Annotated in this window: 20 protein-coding genes; 1 reads left to right on the top strand and 19 read right to left on the bottom strand. The window is 59.7% G+C overall.

The annotated features are described in order from the left end of the window. Positions 1-253 precede the first annotated feature (253 nt). From tsaD to MKY74_RS08135, 6 genes are all read right to left on the bottom strand, one after another. Complete coding sequence (gene tsaD / locus MKY74_RS08160) at positions 254-1,300, bottom strand: tRNA (adenosine(37)-N6)-threonylcarbamoyltransferase complex transferase subunit TsaD (protein WP_076174939.1); 1,047 nt, start codon at positions 1,298-1,300, stop codon at positions 254-256. Positions 1,301-1,316: 16 nt separating this feature from the next. Beyond that, complete coding sequence (gene rimI / locus MKY74_RS08155; protein ID WP_076174942.1) at positions 1,317-1,817, bottom strand: ribosomal protein S18-alanine N-acetyltransferase; 501 nt, start codon at positions 1,815-1,817, stop codon at positions 1,317-1,319. Between the two features lie 19 nt (positions 1,818-1,836). Beyond that, positions 1,837-2,613: a tRNA (adenosine(37)-N6)-threonylcarbamoyltransferase complex dimerization subunit type 1 TsaB gene (gene tsaB / locus MKY74_RS08150; protein ID WP_076174945.1), complete on the bottom strand. Its 777-nt coding sequence runs from the start codon at positions 2,611-2,613 to the stop codon at positions 1,837-1,839. Further along, a complete protein-coding gene (tsaE, locus tag MKY74_RS08145; protein ID WP_076174948.1) occupies positions 2,610-3,104 on the bottom strand; it encodes a tRNA (adenosine(37)-N6)-threonylcarbamoyltransferase complex ATPase subunit type 1 TsaE in 495 nt (164 codons plus the stop codon). Before tsaE ends, tsaB begins: the two co-directional genes overlap by 4 nt. 114 nt (positions 3,105-3,218) lie before the next feature. After that, positions 3,219-3,770 (bottom strand): nucleotidyltransferase family protein, encoded by a 552-nt coding sequence (locus tag MKY74_RS08140; RefSeq protein WP_076174951.1) that lies wholly within the window; start codon positions 3,768-3,770, stop codon positions 3,219-3,221. A 190-nt stretch (positions 3,771-3,960) separates the two neighbouring features. After that, positions 3,961-4,449 (bottom strand): DUF2269 family protein, encoded by a 489-nt coding sequence (locus MKY74_RS08135; RefSeq protein WP_244169418.1) that lies wholly within the window; start codon positions 4,447-4,449, stop codon positions 3,961-3,963. Positions 4,450-4,795: 346 nt separating this feature from the next. On the opposite strand from MKY74_RS08135, the gene MKY74_RS08130 reads away from it, so the two are divergent. Then, the gene (locus MKY74_RS08130) at positions 4,796-5,533 is read left to right on the top strand and encodes an alpha/beta fold hydrolase (RefSeq protein ID WP_076174956.1); all 738 of its coding nucleotides are present in this window, start codon (positions 4,796-4,798) and stop codon (positions 5,531-5,533) included. A gap of 69 nt (positions 5,534-5,602) precedes the next feature. Here MKY74_RS08130 and MKY74_RS08125 read toward each other — a convergent pair whose 3' ends face one another. From MKY74_RS08125 to solA, 13 genes are all read right to left on the bottom strand, one after another. Then, a complete protein-coding gene (locus MKY74_RS08125) occupies positions 5,603-5,998 on the bottom strand; it encodes a DUF1801 domain-containing protein (RefSeq protein WP_076175211.1) in 396 nt (131 codons plus the stop codon). Positions 5,999-6,181: 183 nt separating this feature from the next. Next, positions 6,182-7,264 carry an LLM class flavin-dependent oxidoreductase gene (locus MKY74_RS08120; protein ID WP_076174959.1) on the bottom strand — a complete coding sequence of 361 codons (1,083 nt, stop codon included), beginning with the start codon at positions 7,262-7,264 and terminating at the stop codon, positions 6,182-6,184. 29 nt (positions 7,265-7,293) lie between these two features. Further along, positions 7,294-8,793, bottom strand: a complete 1,500-nt coding sequence (locus MKY74_RS08115; protein ID WP_244169416.1) for a DHA2 family efflux MFS transporter permease subunit — start codon at positions 8,791-8,793, stop codon at positions 7,294-7,296. A 34-nt stretch (positions 8,794-8,827) separates the two neighbouring features. Then, entirely contained in the window at positions 8,828-11,017 is a 2,190-nt protein-coding gene (locus MKY74_RS08110) for an ABC transporter ATP-binding protein (RefSeq protein WP_076174962.1), read from the bottom strand. Between the two features lie 15 nt (positions 11,018-11,032). Beyond that, positions 11,033-11,929 (bottom strand): ABC transporter permease, encoded by an 897-nt coding sequence (locus tag MKY74_RS08105; RefSeq protein ID WP_084204147.1) that lies wholly within the window; start codon positions 11,927-11,929, stop codon positions 11,033-11,035. Positions 11,930-11,948: 19 nt separating this feature from the next. Further along, on the bottom strand, positions 11,949-12,875 hold the full coding sequence (locus MKY74_RS08100; RefSeq protein ID WP_076174964.1) for an ABC transporter permease: 927 nt from the start codon (positions 12,873-12,875) through the stop codon (positions 11,949-11,951). A gap of 19 nt (positions 12,876-12,894) precedes the next feature. Beyond that, on the bottom strand, positions 12,895-14,550 hold the full coding sequence (locus MKY74_RS08095) for an ABC transporter substrate-binding protein (RefSeq protein WP_076174967.1): 1,656 nt from the start codon (positions 14,548-14,550) through the stop codon (positions 12,895-12,897). Positions 14,551-14,633: 83 nt separating this feature from the next. Continuing rightward, a complete protein-coding gene (locus MKY74_RS08090) occupies positions 14,634-15,962 on the bottom strand; it encodes an LLM class flavin-dependent oxidoreductase (RefSeq protein ID WP_076174969.1) in 1,329 nt (442 codons plus the stop codon). Between the two features lie 317 nt (positions 15,963-16,279). After that, the gene (gene ssuE, locus MKY74_RS08085; protein WP_076174972.1) at positions 16,280-16,846 is read right to left on the bottom strand and encodes an NADPH-dependent FMN reductase; all 567 of its coding nucleotides are present in this window, start codon (positions 16,844-16,846) and stop codon (positions 16,280-16,282) included. Between the two features lie 2 nt (positions 16,847-16,848). Further along, positions 16,849-18,087, bottom strand: coding sequence for a M20 metallopeptidase family protein (locus MKY74_RS08080; protein WP_084204149.1), 1,239 nt, complete (start codon positions 18,085-18,087; stop codon positions 16,849-16,851). A gap of 11 nt (positions 18,088-18,098) precedes the next feature. Further along, positions 18,099-19,436, bottom strand: coding sequence for an LLM class flavin-dependent oxidoreductase (locus MKY74_RS08075; RefSeq protein WP_076174974.1), 1,338 nt, complete (start codon positions 19,434-19,436; stop codon positions 18,099-18,101). A 72-nt stretch (positions 19,437-19,508) separates the two neighbouring features. After that, a complete protein-coding gene (locus MKY74_RS08070) occupies positions 19,509-19,976 on the bottom strand; it encodes a DinB family protein (RefSeq protein WP_076174977.1) in 468 nt (155 codons plus the stop codon). Positions 19,977-19,997: 21 nt separating this feature from the next. Next, the gene (gene solA / locus MKY74_RS08065; protein WP_076174979.1) at positions 19,998-21,164 is read right to left on the bottom strand and encodes an N-methyl-L-tryptophan oxidase; all 1,167 of its coding nucleotides are present in this window, start codon (positions 21,162-21,164) and stop codon (positions 19,998-20,000) included. Positions 21,165-21,166: the final 2 nt, after the last annotated feature.

Raw genomic sequence — 21,166 nt, 5'->3', positions numbered from 1 at the left:
GCTCCAAAGTAGGTCCTATCCAAGCCGATTTTCCGTTTCTTCCGACAGAATGACAAGAAACTTCGACGGCATAACGGCTTTTTCGTCCCCTATCGTTGGACAACAACCGCCATAACCGTCAAAGATGCAAAACAGCCTGCCGTCTCATCAACGAGACAACAGGCTGTTCATAATTCACAAGGTCTATGTTACTGATTTCCCTCCGGCTCAGGCCGGAACTCATGATCGGGAAAACGTACGGCCGGCTCGGCTTTCAAGCGCGGACGGACCATTCCTCCAGCGAAAATTGCGGCATCGCCCGCAGGTCCAAACCGGCGAACTGCTGCTCCTTCCATTTCAAATAAGCAGCGGCACCGATCATGGCCGCATTATCCGTGCAGTATTTGAAAGGAGGGATAATCAGCTCGATGCCTTCCTGCTCGCACTGGCGGGACAACTCCGCCCGCAGGCCTTTGTTCGCCGCCACGCCCCCGCACAGCAGCAGCTGCGTCGCATGGTAAGACTTCACCGCGCGGATCGACTTGGTGACGAGCACTTCCACGACGGATTCCTGGAAGCCGCGCGCAATCGCACCCTCCGCGGCCGGCTCCCCGCGCATTTTGCGCTGGTTCACCACGTTCAGCACCGCCGACTTCAAGCCGCTGAAGCTGAAATCGTAGCTGTCCGGCTCAAGCCAGACCCGCGGAAGCGGAATGGCTTCTTCGGACTCCAGCGCCAGACGGTCCACGTGTGGGCCGCCCGGATACGGAAAGCCGAGCGCCCGCGCCACTTTGTCGTACGCCTCGCCGACCGCGTCATCCCTCGTGCGCCCGATGACTTCGAAGTGGCCCTCTTTTTCCAGGTAGACCAGCTCCGTATGCCCGCCGGAAGTCACCAGCGCCATACACGGATACTTCAGGTCGGCCACCAGGTTGTTGGCGTAAATATGGCCGGCAATATGATGCGTGCCGATGAGCGGCTTCGAGAGCGCAAACGCCAGACTGGTCGCCGCGACGACACCCACAAGCAAAGCCCCGACGAGGCCGGGGCCCTGGGTGACGGCAATGGCCGACAAGTCCTGCGGGGTGATGCCCGCGGCCTGCACTGCTTCCTGAAGCATCAGCGTAATATTCTCGACATGCTTGCGGGAAGCGACCTCCGGCACGACGCCGCCGAACGCCTTGTGGGTTTCGATCTGGCTGGCGATCAGGTTGCTGAGCACCTCTTTGCCGTCTTTGACCACCGCGGCGGACGTTTCGTCACAGCTCGTTTCCACCGCCAGAATATAGCATGGTTGTGATTGTATGTTGGCTTGATTCATTTGTGTACTTTCCTTCCTAGCCGCGGGCGTTCTGACTGCGGTCCGGAAACAGCTCGGCCCACATGATCATCGCGTCCTCCTGGTTGTCCGAATAATACCCTTTTCGGAGTCCGGCCGGCTCAAATCCCATTTTCATATATAAATTTTGCGCCACCCGGTTGGAGACCCGGACTTCGAGTGTCATCCGTTTCATGCCAAGCTGCGAGGCTGTCTTCATCAGCTCAAGCAGCAGGCGCTCTCCCCATTTGCGGCCGCGGTACGGGGACAAAACGGCAATATTCGTCACATGCGCTTCGTCAATAACCGTCCACATCCCCGCATATCCGACAGGTTCCCCGTCCCATTCCATCATCATATAACGCGCAAAATGATTATGCGTCAGCTCGTTCCGGAACGCTTCCTCCGTCCAGGGAAGAGTGAATGCGTCATGCTCGATCACCATCACGGCGGGTATATCCTCTAATGTCATCGGACGGAAAGTTAATCCCTCCGCGTCCTGTTTGATCTCCTGCTCCATGATTGTCAAAAGACTCCCTTCACGGCTTGCGCAGGAGCTTTTCAGCTTCGGCAAGCTGCGTATAGTTTGGCACCAGGGCGTGCAGCTCATCCCGCTCTCCCCGGAGGAGGCGGTCCGCACCAAGCTTTCCTACCGGCTCCCCTTTCATATCGCAGGAAGTCAGATGAAGCCGGTCTCCCAGCATGGAATGCAGCCGCTGCGCCGACTCCTGATGATTGCCGATCTCGCCGACAAAATGGACGGCAGCCGGCCATTCTTCCTCCGGCATGGACAAGAGGAGCTGCTCCAGCTCCTCCACCCACGGCTGCATCAGCCGGATGGCATCGTCCTTCTTCCGCTGCGGGATGCCCGCCTGCCCGGCCGCAAACAAGGCCGTATACGCCTGGCCTCTTCTGGCGTCGACGAGCGGAATGACCCAGCTCGTTCCGCCTGGGGCCCGTGAGTCCGGGCCGGCCATCAGTCCGCTCCAGGCCAGCGCATGCAGGCTGGAAATGCCGGCGACCGGCACGTTCCAGGCCCAAGCCAGCGTCTTGGCGGCCGTGACGGCAATCCGTGTTCCGGTATAAGAACCCGGGCCAACGCCCACGGCGACGCCGTCGACTTGGGATGCTTCCACGCCGGCTTCCCGGAGGCCTTTCTGGATCAAAGGCAGCAGATGGACCGAATGATTCCGCTCGCCTGAAGCCTCGATCGTATGGAGCACGCGGTCGTTCTCCATGACCGCCAGCGCCAGGCAGGCCGTCGAGGTGTCCAGCGCCAAAAACCGCCGCAGCGGCTGTGAATTCTCGTTATTCATGTTGATACGACTCCATTTCTGTTCAAACTGCCGACCCATTCTTCATAAGGCTGTCCATATCCCCGGACCGTAATGCTTCGCTCCGTGAGGCCGACAGTCTCGATGTAGATATGCAAATGCCGGTCCGGCAGCAGTTCTTCGATGATTTGCGACCATTCGACCAGGCTGACGCCGTTTCCGAAGAAGTACTCGTCCAGTCCCAGATCCTCGGCCTCCTCCAGAGACACCCGGTAGACATCCATATGGTAAAAGGGCAGCCGCCCTTCGTATTCCTTAATAATGGTGAATGTGGGGCTGTTTACAACGTCCTGCACCCCAAAATGCCTGGCGAACGCCTGCGAAAAGGCGGTCTTTCCCGCCCCAAGATCGCCGTCCAGGCCGATCACGGTCCCCGGCTCCGCTACGCCTGCCAGCCATGCGGCCAGCGCCTCCGTATCCTCGGGGCTGCGGGAGGAATAGATGAACGGTTTCCCGTTATGATTGCTTTCCACGATGGGATTCCACCTTCTCCTTCCAAATCCTTGAATGCAACTTGCCCTTAATTATATCGGTCAACCCTGACACCCGCAAGGACTGGGGGCCGTGTGTTCCGGGCAGCTTTATCCCTAATCCTCGAGGATGGTCAGCTGCGGCCACTGCCGCTTCCAGTTTTTCGACCGTACCCGGCTGATATAGTAGGCTTTATCTTCAAACCGGGGACTTCTGCGTACGACGAGGCCGAACAGATCGTCCAGCCCGTAAGGGGCCAAGATCTCCAGCCTGTTCCCGGAATCCAGGCGTGCGCCGACTGCGGTCGCCGTCTCCGGCCACCAGCTGACCGCGTCCTCCGAGGAAACGTAAGGCGGATTGCCGTTGCGGATATGCATGCGCGCCTGATTTTTAACAGACCATTTATCATTCCCGGTTTGTTCGATCAGCCTCTGCTCCAGCAGCCATTCGCGTTCCTCCGACAGATCTCCCGGATCATAGAAAATAACGTCAATATCGGTATGGGCCGCCTGGTTCGTAAATCCGTGCAGCCGGTCCCACACCGTCCCCCTGACGTACCCGGCCGCGATGTAGCACTGCGGAAGCCCCAACTCCCGTACCCGTTCCAGATCTTTCATTAAAAGATCATTTTCCAGGATATACTGCCGTAAACGTTCTTCGTAGGACATACGCATCCTCCAATCCCTTTGGCGGCTCATCCGCCGTGTTCCTTCATTATACCACGGAATCACAGAAGTACTGTTGGGGGAGAAAAGCGACAGCGGACTCCCTGGGCTTCCTGCCAACGAGCAAAGCCCCTGTGCTTGAAGGGACAGGGGTTATATTTCGCGCGTAAGGCGTGAATGATCGTATCGAACACTATTTTCGTTTCTTTTTCCACGGCTTGATGACCGAAATGACGAATATGACCAGCGTCAGAACGATCTGAATGAAGACGAACGTATTTCTGAGACCGTGGTTACGGAGAAATCCAGGGTCTTCAAGCGCCTCCGGCCCCATCGTCTCCAGCAAATAGAGATTGGCAAGCATCAGCTTATCCACGACGAAAATGCCGATGAACGTCTGCAGCAGAAACAAAATCCATTTCACGGCCAGCCAGCGGTGCCTGAAGAAGCCCCATGGCGTAAAAAAGCCGTACACGAAGGCGACCGCCAGTGTCCCCACGGCCCCCGTCCGGATCACACCGTCGCTGATGAGCACGATGACTTTATAAGATTTCAGCGTATCTTCATAGCTGTTTAACCCCAGCGCAAAGTTGACGGTCACCGAGCTCAGAATGCCGCCAAAAAACAAGGACACCAATACGATATGCACGATCTTCAGCCATTTCATGGCGGGTGCGCTCATTTTCTTCACATTTGTCCTCCTCCCTTTCCCCAAGCCCGCAACTTTCGGAGTCAGGCCATAAGTCCTATCCTACCGGCCGGAGATTGCAAACCTGTGACAACGATGTACGCAATCCGTGAAATTTGGCGGCAAGCCCCAGCAGCCGCGGAACATGACGAATCAGGGAAGCCGCAGAATCGACAATCATTTTAGGAAAACGGCCATTCGACAAATCTCCACTGACCGGAGTTGTCAGTGAAGTGGGGGTATGATGGGGTTGAAGGGCAAACAGCCCGCAAATTTGCCAATGCGCTGACAGCATCGTCTGCCGGCTTTACATTAAAAAATGAACATGGAGGAGATTCAAATGGAAAAAGCTCTCAAGGATCGCAAACCAATCGGATATGTATTCATTCCCGGGGCGGGACTGGACGCCCAAATATGGGACAGGGTGGCAGGGGAGCTGCCGGCGCCTTGCCTGACGGTGGACTATCCGGGCAGAGGAACGAATAACGGAGGAACAAGCAGGCTGTCCTTAAAGGATTATTGTGCACATGTAAAGGAGCAGATCCGCAGCTGGGATGTGGAAAAATTCATTCTGGTCACTCATTCTCTCGGCGGTGTACTCGGTCTGAGCATCGCCGACGAAATGGCGGACCGGGTCGCCGGTTTTGCCGCCATCGGAGCGGTGATCCCGGCAAGCGGGGGATCGTTCACGTCCGCCTTCCCTTCAGGGCAGCGGCTCCTGCTGCCCCTGATGATGCGCTTGTTCGGGACCAAGCCTCCGGAACAAGCCATCCGCCGCGGGCTCTGCAGCGATCTCACCGAGGAGCAGGCCGACGAAATCGTCCGCCGATTTACCCCCGAATCGATCCGGGTCTACACGGACCGGGTAGAGGCTGCTTCCCGGCTTCAGGTCCCTTCGCTGTACATCAAGCTTGGACAGGATCAGGAGCTGAAGCCAGGTCTGCAGGACAAGATGGCCGGAAATTTGGGCGCCCGCGTCGAACGACTTGAGTCCGGCCATATGCCCATGCTGAGCCATCCGGATGAGCTGCGTCAGCTGCTCCAAAAGTTTGGTACCTCGGTGTCCGCGGCAGGGTAACGGGCAGCCTGCCGGGTACCCCTGTATGAATTATTGAAAGAGGAGTGCCCTCTTTCTTTTTTTTACTTGTTACCCGGAGACCTCCAGCCATTTGCGGATGACGGCCTGAAGCACATCCCGCTTGGACTCGACGTCATTCATACCGGTAAATCGGATCGTTGCCCGGTCAGGCGCAGACCATTCCAGCAGCTCCTGCGCATGTTCGAAAAACAGCCTAAGGTCGACAGGATCTTTTGACTTCGCCCCGCGATGCAGCACCAGCCTGAAAAATCCTTTTCCATGCAGATTAAAGGTCACCCTGTCGTCATTTTGGAAGAGAAAGCTCGGGGCGTTCCACTTGATATGCTCGGAGAGCCCTTCATCCGTATTCAATATGATTTTCCGAACTTCCTCCATTTCAGGCTTAAGCGGATGATCCAGCTGTTTCAGAAAATTCTCCACATGCTCGCTGGACGGCTTTGGCACGGTTATCACTCCTGACTTCCGATGATTTTGGTGCACTACATTCGCTGCGACATACCGTATGTCCTGCCTCCGTCCGATCTTTGTGATGACCAACTGAATATCAAAATAAAAAAAGTGCGTAATCACCTCACGCACTTTTTTCTATCTCTTTTCCCGGGGTCTATGGACTGCCGATCAACCCGCTCAAGATTCGGACAAAACCGCTGTCTCTTCCCCGGCCAGCACCGGTCCGCTCTCCCATACCCGACTCGGAATTTCGCGCCTGAGTACCGGCAGCACTTCCTCCGCGAACCGCTGCAGCTGCTCTTGCTGCTCCGACTCGGTCAACCCATCCACGCCGATGCTCAGCACCGTATGGCCAAACGCCTCATGGTAATTCATTATTTTCTCGATGACCTTTTCAGGGCTGCCGATCAGCGCCGGGCCGTTCTCGATCTGATCCTCCAGGCTGTGAAAAGGCGATTGGTTATGCTTTGCCGATTCCGTTGCGCTGAAGGCCGTATAATACGGCCGGTACCGCCGGATCGCTTCCTCGGTCGTATTTCCCAAGTACAGGCTCCCGGAGCCCGCGCCGACGACCGCTTTGGCGGGATCATGGCCGTAATAGGCAAGACGTTCGCGGTAATGATCGATCAGCGCTTTATACTTGGCCTGCGGATGGAAGGCGTTGGAGGAAAAAATCGGCTCCCCGAACTTGGCCGCCAGCTCGGTCGAGCGCGTACTTGAGGCGCTGCCGTGCCAAACCGGAATGGAGGCCTGATATGGACGGGGGAACGTCGTCACTTCCCGCAGCGGCGGCCGGTACTTTCCTTCCCAAGTGACGTTTTCTTCAGTCCACAATTGTTTCAGCAGCCTGTACCGCTCTTCCATCGAATCCCACTGCTCTTCCTCCGTAATGCCGAACAGTGGATAATGCCGGGGGTCGTTTCCTTTGCCGATGATCATCTCCAGCCGGCCGCCGGACAAATGGTCCAGTGTGGCATAATCCTCAGCCACCCGCACCGGATCCAGCACGCTCAGTACGGTCACCGTCGTCAGCAGGCGGATGCGGGTCGTGCGGGATGCGATGGCGGTCAGCACCACGGGCGGCGCCGAGGACAGGAAGGGAGCTCCGTGCCGTTCTCCCACACCGTAAGCGTCAAAGCCGAGCGTCTCGGCGAGGACCGCCTGCGAGATGACGTTGTGGAACTTTTGCTGCGCGGTCAAGGACTCCCCTGTTACTGCATTGGGAAGATTCATCATAAGGCTAAATACAGCCACTTTCATATGGAATCTGGCCTCCTATCCATTCAAAATCAGTTGAGTTCGGTCGGCTGCTCCAGGCGTGGTCCGGCACCTGCCGCTTCCTTCCGTTTGCGCAGAAGGAGCGCCAGCGGAATGGCCAGCGCCACCAGCGCGCTCGCGAACAAAAACGCATCGTCGATGCTCCGCGTATACGCCTCGCGGCGTATCCACTCCGTGCCCTGCGCCGCATAGTTAGCGTGCAGACGGGACTCGTGCACGCTCATCCGCGCATAAAACACCGACGTAAACATGCCGAGCGCTCCCGCGCTGAATAACTGCCGCAGCCAGTTGATCAAGGCCGACGCATGGCCCGATTCGGACTGCGGAACCGCCGCCATCGCCGCGCTGGTCGCCGGCGTCAGCGACAGCCCCGTACCGACGTTGCGGATCGCAAGCCAGATCATGACGGAGACGAGCGTCGTTTCCGTGCCGAGTCGGCTGAAGCGAAAAGTCGTCACCAGCAGGATCAGGCTGCCCAGGGCAATCAGCGCTGCCGGCCCAAAGGTGCGGTATCCTTTCCCCGACAGGAACGTGGCCAGGGTCAGACACGCGGCCGCGGGAAGAAAGAGCAGCCCGACCTGAAAAGACGACAGCCCTTGAACTTCTTCCAGGAACAGCGGGACAAAGTATACGCCGGAGTAGAGGGCAAAGGACAAGATCAGCGATACACCGAGGCTTGCAGCGAACGTGAAATTGCCGAACAATCTGAGGTTCAGCAGCGGTTCCTTCGTGCGCAGCTCGACCCGGATGAAAAGAGCGGAGCATGCGCCGCCGATCAGGAGGCAGCCCCACGTCCAGACCGACCGCATGCCCCAGGCGTGCAGATTGCCGAACAGCAGCAGGATGGCAAGGCTGCCCACAGTGGCCAGCAGGAGTCCGGCGGAATCCAGACGCTTTTGCGGACCCCGAACGTCCTTCGGGAGCAGGATACGGCCCGCCAACCAGGCCAGAATGCCGGCCGGCAGCGTCACGAGAAAAATCAGGTGCCAGTCGTGCTGCTGAAGCCACCCGCTAACCGAGGGGCCCACCGCCGTGCCAAGCACCGTCGAAAACGACCAGACGCTGACCGCTAGAGGCTGTCTTCCTCGCGGCAGCGTCTGATAAATCATGGCCAGGGACACAGGCTGAATCAGTCCGCAGCATAAGCCCTGCAAGATGCGGAAGAAAATCAGCGCATGAATGTTCCAGGACAAGGAACACATCACGGAACTGACGGTGATTCCGGCCAGCGACAGCAGAAACATCCGCCTGCCGCCGAAACGGCTGGAGAGATAGCCGCTGACGGGAGCAATCATACCGAAAGCCAGCGTAAAGCCCGTAATGATCCACTGCACCGTCCCGAGGCCGGTGTGAAAGATGCCGATAAAGCCGGGCAGCGAAACGTTTAAGGAAACCATGGGATACATGCCGACAAAGGAGCCGCAGAACAGGGTGAGCAGAACCGGCCAAAACGGCAGACTGCCCTGCCCCTCTTCGGCCTTTGCCGCGGCAGAATTCATCGTGACTGACAATTCATAACCTCCCGTTCAGGTGGCGGCCATCCCGTCACAGCGCATAGTGGCAGGCCGCGTGGTGACCGCTGTCCAGTTGGCGCAGCGCCGGCTCCTCCTGCCGGCAGCGGTCTGTGGCAAACGGACACCGGGTATGAAACCGGCAGCCAGAGGGTGGATTGGCCGGGGACGGAATTTCCCCTTCCAGGCTTCCGGCCGGCTGGCCTTGGCGGGGCGTGGTCTGCGGTATGGCCTCAATCAGAGCCTGGGTATACGGGTGGGCCGGGGCGAGAAACAGCGACTCGCTCGGTGCGATCTCCACGAGCTTCCCGAGGTACATCACGCCGATCCGGTCCGACAGATGCCGGACAACCTGCAGGCCATGGGCGATGAACAGGTAGGTCAGCCCCAGCTTCTGCTGCAGGTCCTGCAGCAAATTGATGATCTGGGCCTGAACCGATACGTCCAGCGCGGATACGGCTTCGTCGGCGAGAATGAACCGCGGGTTCAAGGCGATCGCCCGGGCGATGCCGATCCGCTGCCGCTGCCCGCCGGAGAACTCGTGCGGATACCGCTGCGCCCACGATGGGTCGAGCCCCACCAGCTCCAGCAGCTCGCTGACGCGGCGGCTGATGTCGGCAGGGGAGCGCTGCCCCTGACCGTGCACCTTAAGCGGCTCGGCGATGCTGTCGCCGATCTTCCAGCGCGGATCCAGCGATCCGTACGGATCCTGGAAGATCGTCTGCATATGCTGGCGGGCGGCGCGCAGTTCACGCCCTCCCAGGTTCGTCAGGTCCTTGCCGTCAAAAAGAACCGTCCCTGACGTGGCACGCTCCATCTGAAGCAGCACCCGGCCCAGCGTCGACTTACCGCTGCCGGACTCGCCGACCAGGCCGAAGGTTTCGCGCTTGCGGATCGTAAAGCTGACGTCGTCCACGGCGCGGATCAGCTTCTTCGCTTTGCCGATGCCTCCGCCATGCACGGGGTAATACTTTTTCAGGTGATCCACGGTAAACAAAGCGTCCGCTTCTTCCGCTGCCCCGGCGGAGCCGGCTTCGCCGTGTCCTTCAATGATCTCTTTTGCGCCGCCTTCCCGTGTAACGCGTAAAGCAGCCGTCACGCTGGAAGCCGCCGGGTCGCCAGAACCTGCAGCTGCACCCGGAACAGCCATCGCATTGGATGCTGCCACCGCACCGAAACCTTCAGCTGTACCGGAACCCTCAGCTGCACCGGAGCCCGCCGGCTCGGCGGGGGCCATCCAGCCCTCCGACTGAACCAGCTCCTCCGCATGCCAGCAGGCGCTCCGGCGCTCGCCGGATCCGGTTAAGACCGGCGCTTCCTGCATGCAGCGCTCCGTGGCAAAGGGGCAGCGCGGGTGAAAGCGGCAGCCCTGCGGAAGTGCGGCCAGGCTCGGGATCGAACCTTCGATGGAGTGCAGCTTCGTGCCGCGGACCGTGTCCAGCGTCGCGACGGAACGGAGCAGGCCCCGCGTATACGGGTGGCGCGGAAGGCGGAACAGCTCGGAAGCCGGCGCCTCCTCGACGATTTCGCCGGCATACATGACGACCACCCGGTCGGCAATTTCGGCGGCGATCCCGAGATCATGGGTGATCAGCAGGATCGACATGCCGAGCTCAGCCTGCAGCTCTTTCAGCAGGCGCAAAATTTGCGCCTGGATCGTAACGTCCAGCGCAGTGGTCGGCTCATCCGCGATGAGTAGGTCCGGCCCGCAGGACAGCGCCATGGCGATCATGGCCCGCTGCAGCATTCCGCCGGACAGCTCGCCCGGATACTGCTTCAGTCGCAGCTCCGGCTCCGGAATGCCGACCCGCTTCAGCAGCCGGACGGCGCGCTCCCTGGCCTCCCGCTTGGATACTTTCTCATGCTGCAAGATGGTCTCCTGAATTTGCTGCCCGATCGTAAAGACCGGGTCGAAGGCCGCCATCGGCTCCTGGAACACCATCGCCATCCGTTTGCCGCGAATCCGGCGCAGTTCGGCCTCCGGCAGGCCTGCCAGGTCCGTCCCGTCCAGAAGAAGGCTTCCTCCGCTGATGCGCCCGTTCTCATGGTCGATCAGACGCATGATCGCTTTGGAGGCCACCGTCTTGCCGCTGCCCGACTCCCCGACGAGGCAGACGGTTTCCCCGGCTTCGATCGACAGCGTCACGTCCCGGATCGCCTGCAGCGTCCCTTTTCGGGTCGTAAAATCGACGGACAGCTCCCGGATATCAAGCAATGTGCTCATTGATGCTTCCCTCCTTTAGCGCTGGGTGACTTTCTTCGGATCGAAATGGTCCCGGAGCCGGTCGCCGATAATGTTGACGGACAACACGAATGCGGTGATGGCCAATCCCGGGAAGGTGCAGATCCACCAGGCCGCGGTCAAATAGCCTCTGCCTTGGGAGAGCAGCGTCCCCCAGTCCGGAACCTCGCGCAGAACCCCGAGGCCCAGAAAGCTCAGGCCCGATCCCGTCAGAATGGACGTTCCGATACCGATAGCCGCCATAACCAGCAGCGGAGACAGGCTGTTTGGCAGCACATGCTTCCAGAACACGCGCAGCGGCGAAGCGCCGATGGATACCGACGCTTTGACGAACGTCCGGCTCTTGATGCTCAGCACCTGCGCCCGCATAACCCGGGCATAACCCGGCACAGAGGATACGGCTACCGCCAGCACGATGTTAAACAGGCTCGGGCCGAGCGCACCGGCGATGGCCAGCGCCAGCAGGATGCCCGGGATCGTCATCAGCACGTCATTGAGACGCATGATCGCCGTGTCGATCCAGCCGCCCGCATAACCGGACAGCGCCCCGATCGTTCCCCCAAGCAGGCCGCCGACGAGAACGGAAGCAAAGCCGATAAAGAGCGAGTCCCGGCTCCCGTACACGACCACGCTGAAAATATCCCGGCCAAAATAGTCGGTGCCAAACAGATGCGCCCCGCTTGGCGCCTGCATGATGCTGTCCGTCCGCATCTCCGTCGGGGCGTAGGGCGCAATCCACTGCGGCACGATAGCACAGGCCGCCACAAACAGAATGATTAATCCGGCCGCCACCAGGAACAGGTCGCTTGCCGTAAACTTACGGATTTTCGGTACGGCCGCGGCCGCGAGCTTCCGCTCGCGCCAGACCGTCTTGGCGGATACCGCCTCCCTCATAACTGCTCCCTCCCAAGGTTTAAGTTGAACGTCTCACGCGCGGATCGATCAGCGTATAGGACAGATCCACCAGCAGGTTAACCAGCGTATAGATGATAGCTGAGAACAAAATGACGCCCTGGACCACCGGGAGATCCTTGGCCATGATCGCATCCGAAATGATCCGGCCGATGCCCTGGCGGGAAAACACCGTCTCGACGACAACCGTGCCGGCCAGCATGTCACCGATCAGCATACCCGTCATCGTGACGGCCGGTATCAGCGCATTGCGCAGCGCGTGACGGTACATGACCGCCCGCTCCGCCAAGCCCTTGGAACGAAGCGTCACGATGAACTGTTCGCTGATGACCTCCAGCATGCTGTTGCGGACCATCCGGATAATAAAGCCGCTCCCGACCGTGCCGAGCGCCAGTGCGGGCAGAACCAGCGTCCGCCACCCGTCCGATCCCATCGCCGGAAACCAGCCCAGCGTAATGGAGAAAATCAGGATGAGCAGGATGCCCGACCAGAAGGTTGGCATGGAGATGCCGAACAGCCCGATGACGCGGGCGATGATGTCAATCGCCCCGTTCCGGTGAATGGCAGACAGGACGCCCAGAAGCAGACCCACGGTTACGGACACCAGCACGCTGGCTCCGGTCAGGGCCAGGGTGGCGGGGAAGCTCTCGGCGATTTTGGGCAGCACCGGATCGGAATTCAGCAGGGATTTGCCGAAATCCCCCTGCAGGATGCTCCCGAAATAATGGAGCAGCTGGATGTGAAACGGCTGGTCCACACCCAGCTGATGCCTTAAGTTCGCAATGACCTCCGGCGTCGCCATCGAGGGATCGACCATGTTGTCGGTCGGATCCCCGGGAAGAACGTAGAGGATCGTGAACACCAAAACGAGCGAGCCGATAATGACGAGGAGCGACGTTAAAAGGCGCCGGGTTACCATCCACAGCATGCCGCCTCAAGCCTCCTTTCTATTTTTGCAAGGATACGTCGTTGAACAGCGGATACCCGAGGGAATCAAAGGTAAGTCCCTGTACCGATTTGGAAGCGGCCACCGTATACGGGAAGACGTAAATCGGCAGAATGACCGCATTGTCGATGATATAATGCTGAATTTTTTGGTACAGCTCCTCGCGCTTGGCATCGTCCTTCTCGACCCGTCCCTCTTCCAGCCACTTGTCGACTTCCGGACTGGCGAGTCTCGGCAGTGTCGGCCGGCTCTTTGGATCATAGGAATGGTAGAAGGAGTACAGCGCGTTCGGATCGGAGTTGACCTGACTGTTGCCGTACAAATCATAGTTTCCGTTGGTGTAGACCACAGTGCGGACATCCTTCGTGATCTCGACCTCAACGTCCACGCCGATCTGCTTCAGCTGCTGCTGCACCATGACTGCGATGTCGTTGCGTTTCTCCCGGTTTGGCGTGCCGTCGACGTAGTGCAGAGTCAGTTTCTTCCCGTCCTTGGTCCGGACGCCGTCCGCTCCCTTGACCCATCCCAGCTCGTCAAGCAGCTGATTGGCTTTGGCGATATCCGGTTTGACCGAGTTTTCCAGCGACGGGTCATAACCGAAGGTGCCCGGGGTCAGCGGAGACCAGGCCCGCTCGTACGTGCCCAGGTACAGCGTTTTGACGATGGCGTCCACGTCCACGGCCAGCTGCACCGCCTGCCTTGCCTTCAGCTCGTTCCACGGCGCGCGCTCCTGGTTGAAGAACAGCGTGTACGGCAGGCCGAGCGTATTTGCCTGCAGCAGCTGGAAATTCGGATCCTTTTTCAAGGTCAGGATGTTCTGAGGCGGCACCGTCTCGGCGGCCAGCACCTGCTTGCTCTGCACGCTGCCGATCCGGGTGGCCTCTTCGGGTACGATTTTAAAATCAATGCCGTCCAGGTAAGGCGCCCCCGTATTGGTCACGATCTCCGGCGCCCAAGCGTAGTCGGGATTGCGCTCGACCTTGATGTCGGCATTCTCATCCCACTTGACGAATTTGAACGGCCCCGTGCCGACCGGATGCTGCCCCAGCTGATCCCCGTATTGCTTGGCTGCAGTCGGCGACACAATGCCAAGCAGCGCCTGGCTCAGGTTGCCCAGAAAAGCCCGTGAGGGCGTCGACAAATTCAGCTTGATCGTGTACTCGTCGATGACCTCGGAGGACTTGTAGGGCTGAAGCAGGGCGGCCGCGTTCGCCGCCTTGGTGGCGGGGTCCAGAATCCGGTCGAAGTTGAACTTGACCGCCTCGGCGTTAAACGGCGTTCCGTCCTGGAACTTGACGTCCTTCCGCAGCTTAAACGTGTAGCTAAGCCCATCGTCTGAAATGGTCCATTCCGTCGCCAGCCACGGCTTGATCGTATTGTCCGGCAGCTGAACGACCAGGCTGTCATAGATGGTGCGGATGACGCGGACCGCGACGGCCAGGCCGCTGCGGTGCGGGTCCAGCGTATCCGGCGACGTCGCCAGAGCGTAGGTGAGCTCCCCGCCCTTGGCGGATGCTCCCTGTACGGCCGGTGCCGCCCCGCTATCCGTCTGCCCTTGGGAGGCCGTCTGCTTGCCTCCGCAAGCGGACAGCAGCATAACCAGGACCAGCAGAGCGGCTGCTGCCGATTTACGCCTGTTTTTCGAATAAAACTTCATCTCTCTCAGACTCCCTTCAGATCCAAATATCGTTTGCATGCAGGGTGCAGGGACTCCGCAGATTGGCAGAGACCCCGTCCCGTTTAGGACAGCGCTTTTTGCTTCGTATAGCGGTTCTCCGGCACCGGCAGACCCAGATTTCCCCGCAGCGTATCGCCCTCATATTCCGTGCGGAACAACCCCCGCTCGCGCAGAATCGGCACCACCAGCTCGACAAAATCGTCCAATCCGCCCGGCACGCCCGATCCGATAATAAAGCCGTCGGCGGCCTCTTCCTCAAACCACTGCTGCACCACATCCGCCACCTTCTCCGGCGTCCCGATAAACACCGTCCGCGGCGTCGCTTCCTGCAACGCTATTTCACGCAGCGTCAAGTTCTCCTCTTTGGCGCGTCTCTTGATACGGTCGGTCGTGCTGCGGAAGCTGTTCGAGCCAAAGTCACCCAGATCGGGAAACGGCTCATCCAGCGGGTATTGGGAAAAGTCGTGGTGCTCGAAGTAGCGTCCAAGGTATTCCAAAGCCTTCTCAATCGTCACCAGCCCGGCGATTTCCTGGTATTTGCGCTCGGCTTCTTCCTCTGTGCGGCCCACGATCGGCCCGATGCCCGGAAAGATCAGAATTTCCTCCGGTGCGCGACCGAGTGCGGCTGCCCGCTGCTTCACGTCCCGGTAAAAAGCCTTGGCTTCCTCGATCGTCTCCGGGCCGGTGAACACGGCGTCCGCCGTTTTCGCCGCCAGGCTGCGGCCGCTGTCCGAGGAGCCCGCCTGGAACACAACCGGCTGCCCCTGCCGGGAGCGCGCAATGTTCAGCGGCCCCTGCACAGAGAAGAACTCCCCTTCATGGTTCAGCCGGTGCAATTTGTCCGGGTCGAAGAACACCCCGCTCTCCTTATCCCGCACAAAGGCATCATCTTCCCATGAGTCCCACAGCCCTTTGACCACCTCGAGATACTCTTCCGCGATCCGGTACCGCTCGGAATGGGCCGGATGCGGCCGGCCGCCGAAATTCAGCGCGGTCCCCTCCAGTGGTGAAGTCACCACGTTCCATCCTGCGCGCCCGCCGCTAATTTGGTCGATGGAGGCGAACTGCCTGGCGACCGTAAACGGCTCACTGTAAGAGGTCGACAGTGTGCCGACAAGCCCGATCCGGGAAGTGGCTGCGCCGAGTGCGGACAAGATCGTGATCGGCTCAAACCGGTTCAAAAAGTGCGGGATCGACTTTTCGTTGATATACAAGCCGTCGGCAATGAAAACAAAATCGAACTTGCCCTCTTCCGCCTTCTGTGCCTGCTGTGTATAGAACGAAATGTTTACGCTCGCATCCGAAGGAATTTGCGGATGTCTCCAGGCGGTGTGGCTGCTGCCCACGCCGTGTATGGTGGCCCCCAGTCGAAGCTGTCTGTTTTTGCCCATAGTTCACTCACTCCATCTTTTTTTAATTTGGGTTGATGCTTGAAATGACTCCAAAGATGACCCTCGACGGTTTCAATATTATTTTTCCAATGAGTATAGTCGGGATTATTGCTGATACTGTACCATCTATGCCTTTCGGGCTACAATACCGTATTAAAATCTTCTATTCAGGCTTTTCCATTCTCTATAAGGCTTTAACTGCGGGCTTTTCCGGGTATGTGAAAAACCCCGATCCGTGCTTTTGCGGACCGCGGTTCTCAGGGTTGTTTCGGACAGTTCTGTATTATATGTGGAGTACAGGGGGTATGAAATAGAGGTCAGACTGCCTGCTCTTCAGCCGGCGTTAATACGGCGTAACGGGTAAGCTCGCTGCGAAGCTCGGTTAAAGCGGATTCCAGGCGATCTCTCAGCTCTTCCTTGATCTCGAAACCGCCGTTCTCCAGGCGCGTGATCCATCCGTCTACGGCGAATACACCGCCAAGAATATGCGTGCCTCCCAGTGCGGCTACCACCGGCTTCAAGGCATAATCCACGGCCAGAAGATGGGCGATCGTGCCCCCGATAAACAGCGGCAGCACCAGTTTTCCCTGCAGGCCTTTCTGCGGGATGACGTCCAGAATCGTCTTCAGCGCCCCCGAGTAGGAAGCTTTATATACCGGGCTCGCGATAATGACTGCGTCCGCTTCTTCCACGGCCGCAATCACCTGCCGGATCACCGGACTGTTGAAATCTGCGCGGAGCAAATCCTCTGCCGGCAAATCCGCCGCCGAGATGAAATCGATCCCGTATCCGGCCAGCGCCAGCCGGTCCTCGAAAAACTGGGTCAAAGCGAACAGGCGGGACCCATGCGTCGGGCTCCCCACAATAAATGCTATTTTCGTCATCATCATTCCTCCTCATGGGATGGGGTTGAGACTGCCAATTTCACAAATATCCGGACCCCGTGCACCAGGACGTCCTCGTCGAGGTCAAACCGGGGCTGGTGGATCGCATGCACGATTCCCGCTTCCTTGTTCCCGCAGCCGATAAAGGCAAAAGCGCCGGGAACGCGGTCCAGGTACCAGCCGAAATCTTCGCCGGCCAGGCTGGGCGGATCGAGGTAGCTCACATGCTCCTCGTCGAGCACCTGCCGCGCCGCAGCCATGATCCGCCGGACGGCGGCCTCGTCATTCACGACGGCGATGCCCTCGCGCAGTTCTATGGCGTAACTTCCGCCGGCCGCTTCCGCGATGGTGGCGGCCAGACGCCGAAGCCCTTCCGTGATCGCCGCAACGGTTTCCTTCCGGAAGGCCCGGAAGGTCCCTCGCAGCTCGCTGTCGGCTGCAATGACGTTCACGGCCGACCCGGCATGCAGCGTGCCGAAGGCGAGAACGGCCGCTTCCGCGGGATTGATCCGGTTCGCCATCAGGCCGTTCACCTCGGTAACGAACCGCGCCGCCATCTGCAGCGCGTCCACCGCCTGGTGCGGGGCGCTGTGATGGCCGGACGCGCCCTGAAACCGGACGGTAAAATGGCTGGATGCCGCCATCGCTTCGCGCGGATGCACGCCCAGTGTGCCGACGGGCAGCTCCGGCATGACATGCAGCGCAAAGCATTGGTCGACGCCGTCCAGCACACCGTCCTCGATCATGTCGCGGCCGCCCGACAGCAGCCGCCCGTCCAGCGGGCTTCGCAGCGCGCCTTCCTCCGCCGGCTGAAACACGAACCGGATCGTGCCCCGGATCCGGTGCCGGTGCGCCGCCAGCGTTCGTGCCGCGCCGAGCAGCATCGCCGTGTGGGCGTCATGGCCGCAGGCATGCATGACGCCTTCATGGATCGAGCGGTACTCGGCGTCATTCTCCTCTTGGATCGGAAGGGCATCCATGTCGGCGCGAAGCAGCAGGGTCGGGCCGCTGCCGCCGGTACCGTGCAGCGTTCCGACGACCCCCATGCCAAAGTGCTTGCCGACGCCGCGCCTGACCTCGATCCCCCAGGATTCCAGCAGGCCGGCCACGATGCCCGAGGTGCGGGCCACATCGTACAGCAGCTCAGGATGGCGGTGCAGGTCCCGGCGAATCCGGACGAGCTCCTCGCGGAGCCCTCCGGCAAATTCCATCAGTTCATCCGCCTGTGTCAGCCCGATCATCGTCCGCTCCTTTAAGAACGTCCGGCCGCAGCCTTGGCTCGGGCATACCGGTTCTCCGGAACCGCCAGCCCGAGATTGCCGCGCAGCGTGTCGCTCTCGTATTCAGTCCGGTAAATACCGCGTTCCTGCAGAATCGGTACCACCTGGTCCACGAATTCCTCCAGCCCTTTCGGCACGGCGGCCGTAATCATGAAGCCGTCGGCCCCTCCTTCCTCGTACCACTCCTGAATTCGATCCGCAACCTGCTCCGCGGTTCCGATAAAATTGCCGCGAGGTGTGGCCGACTGCAGCGCCACCTGCCGGAGCGTCAGGCCTTTTTCCTTGGCATCCTTTTTGATTTTGTCCGTACCACTCTGGAAGCTGTTCTTGCCGAGATCACCGAGATCCGGGAACGGCTCGTCAAGCGGATACTGGGAAAAGTCGTGATGCTCGAAAAACCGGCCGAGGTAGTTCAGCGCATTTTCGATCGTCACCAGGCTGGCAACCTCCTGATATTTCCGCTCGGCTTCCTCCGGTGTGCTGCCGATAATCGGGCTGATGCCCGGGAAGATGAGCACGTCGTCCGGATTGCGTCCAAAAGAGGCGGCTCGGGTTTTGACATCTTGATAAAAGGCTTTCGCATCCGCCAGCGTTTCGTGACCCGTAAAGACGGCGTCCGCTTCCTTCGATGCGTAGTTTTTGCCGACCTCGGACGACCCCGCCTGAAAGATAACCGGCTGCCCCTGCTTCGAGCGGGCGATGTTCAGCGGTCCTTTGACCGAGAAAAACTCGCCTTCATGGTTCAAGGTGTGCATTTTCTCCGGATCGAAGAATACCCCGGTTTCCTTGTTCCGCACAAACGCGTCGTCCTCCCACGAATCCCACAGCCCCCGGGCCACTTCCAGAAATTCGGTCGCGATCCGGTAACGCTTATCGTGTTCGGGATGCTCCTTCTTGCTGTAGTTCAGTGCCGACCCTTCCAGCGGGGACGTCACGATGTTCCAGCCGGCGCGCCCGCCGCTGATCATATCGAGCGAAGCGAACTGGCGGGATACGGTAAAGGGCTCGCTGTAGGAGGTGGATAACGTGCCGACAAGCCCGATGTTCTTGCTGACGGACGCGAGCGCGCTCAGAATCGTGATCGGCTCAAAACGGTTCAGAAAATGCGGGATCGATTTTTCGTTAATATACAAGCCGTCCGCGATAAAGATGAGGTCCATCTTCCCTTCCTCGGCTTTTTGGATCCACCGTTTGTAAATCTCAAAATTGACGCTGGCGTCGGGCTGGGCATCCGGATGGCGCCACATGGAGGTTCCTCCTCCGACACCGTGCAGCAGCGCGCCGAGTTTCAACTGTCTTTTCTTGGCCATCTCTTCCATCCTCCTTATTTAAAAAGCGATTCTATTATGGATAAAAATTCAGTCCTCCCGCCTGAAAAGGGCTTAGACCAATGCTGCCGCCTGTTTAATGCGCTCGATTTGCCCCAGGTGGTTCTCCACGTGCCGGATAAATCCGTTGACCAGATCGGCGACGCTGACGGTTTGACCTCTAGGGTTCACGCCGGTTTTCGCCAGGTCTTCGGGCGTAAGCCGCTGGAGCAGCAGCGTGTTATACGTGAGCAGCGCGTGGAAAGCATCGAGAATGTCCGGCGTGCCGCCCTGATTGGCATACTGGCCGCTGACCCAGTCGTCCTGTTCGAACGCCGGCAGCTGTGCCGTCGTGCCCGCCAGAATGTCGCGGATGCGAAACGAGGTCACGATGCTGTGATCGGTCAGGTGCGAGAGGACCTCCTGCACGCTCCATACTTCCGGCGCCCGCTTCCAGGTCAGCTGCTCCTCGCTCAATCCTTCGATGGCTGCGAGCAGTTGACGGTGTGTGCCGCTGAATTTGTCAATTTGAACCTCGCTCATATGAACGCTCCTTCCAACTGATTAGGATACGGGTGATGTTGGCGTGTCGGCGGGCGATGGATGAAACCGGGACAGGGAGAACGGCGCGATATTGTGCGGACTGTGGCCGTCCAAGATCAGGTCTGCCAGAAGGCTGCCGACCGCGCTCGAAAATTTAAAGCCATGCCCCGAAAATCCGCCCGCTGCCCACACTTGCGGGTGCTCTGGATGCCGGTCAATGATAAAGCCCTCGTCGGGCGACATTTCGTATTTACATACCACTCCCCGCTTCAACCGGCCCGAAGCTCCCGGCATGTAGGCATCCAAGGCGCGCCTCAAGTCGCCTTCGTCCTCGGGGAGCGAGCCAAAGGGTGCCAGCTCCTCGCCCGGCTGCCAGGCATGCCCGGTGTCGTGCCGGCCGATTTTGAGTCCGGCCCCGCCGATGCTCGGAAAGCCGTAATAAGAGCCTTCCGGCGCATTCAGCGTAAACCCGGGGAACCGTCCGTTATCGAAGGCAGAGGTGTTCGTCTCGAACCAGCCCACCGTTTTGCGGACGGCTCGAACCGGAAGGTTCACGAACGGGGACAGCGTGCCGAACCAGGCGCCGGCGCTCAGAACCGCGAACGAAGCATGGTAAGTGCCTTCCTTTGTCGACACCGTGACCCCGTCCTGATGCGCTTCGATGCCCCGGACCTTCGCGTAAGTCAGCAGCTCCGCCCCTTTGGAGAGTGCCAGCTTGCGGTAAGCTCCGACGCAGCGCTCGCTGTGCAGATATCCGGCGGCCGGCTCATACATCGCCTCGAACGAATCCGGCACGCGCAGCTCGGGCCAGCGTCTGCGGATCTCCGCCGCGTCCAGCCACTCGGGATGAATCCCGTGCCGCTTGGCCAGCTCGATCCGCTCCCTGTAGGAATACAGGCCGCTGTCGGCGAGGTTCAGCACGCCAGACTGGACGAGCAGCTTCGTCTCGGTCAGGTCCTCGACTTCGTTCCAGAGTCGGTGCGCGCGGATCGCCATTTCCGTGTAAACCGGATCGCCGCTGTAAGCGTGCCGGATCAGGCGCGGTTCCCCGTGGTGACTCCCCTCCTGATGCGGCGGGTCAAACGCATCGATCAGCAGCGTTTTCACTCCGCGGCGCGCCAGGTAATACCCGGCGCTCATGCCGACCGAGCCCGCCCCTACGACAATGACGTCATACCATTTTCCCATGG

It is taken from the genome of Paenibacillus sp. FSL R5-0378 (genome assembly GCF_038009285.1).
Taxonomy (GTDB): Bacteria; Bacillota; Bacilli; order Paenibacillales; family Paenibacillaceae; genus Paenibacillus_AQ; species Paenibacillus_AQ favisporus.
The sequence above is the reverse complement of the archived record's forward strand: the minus strand, read 5'-3'. Positions and strand labels throughout refer to the sequence as shown.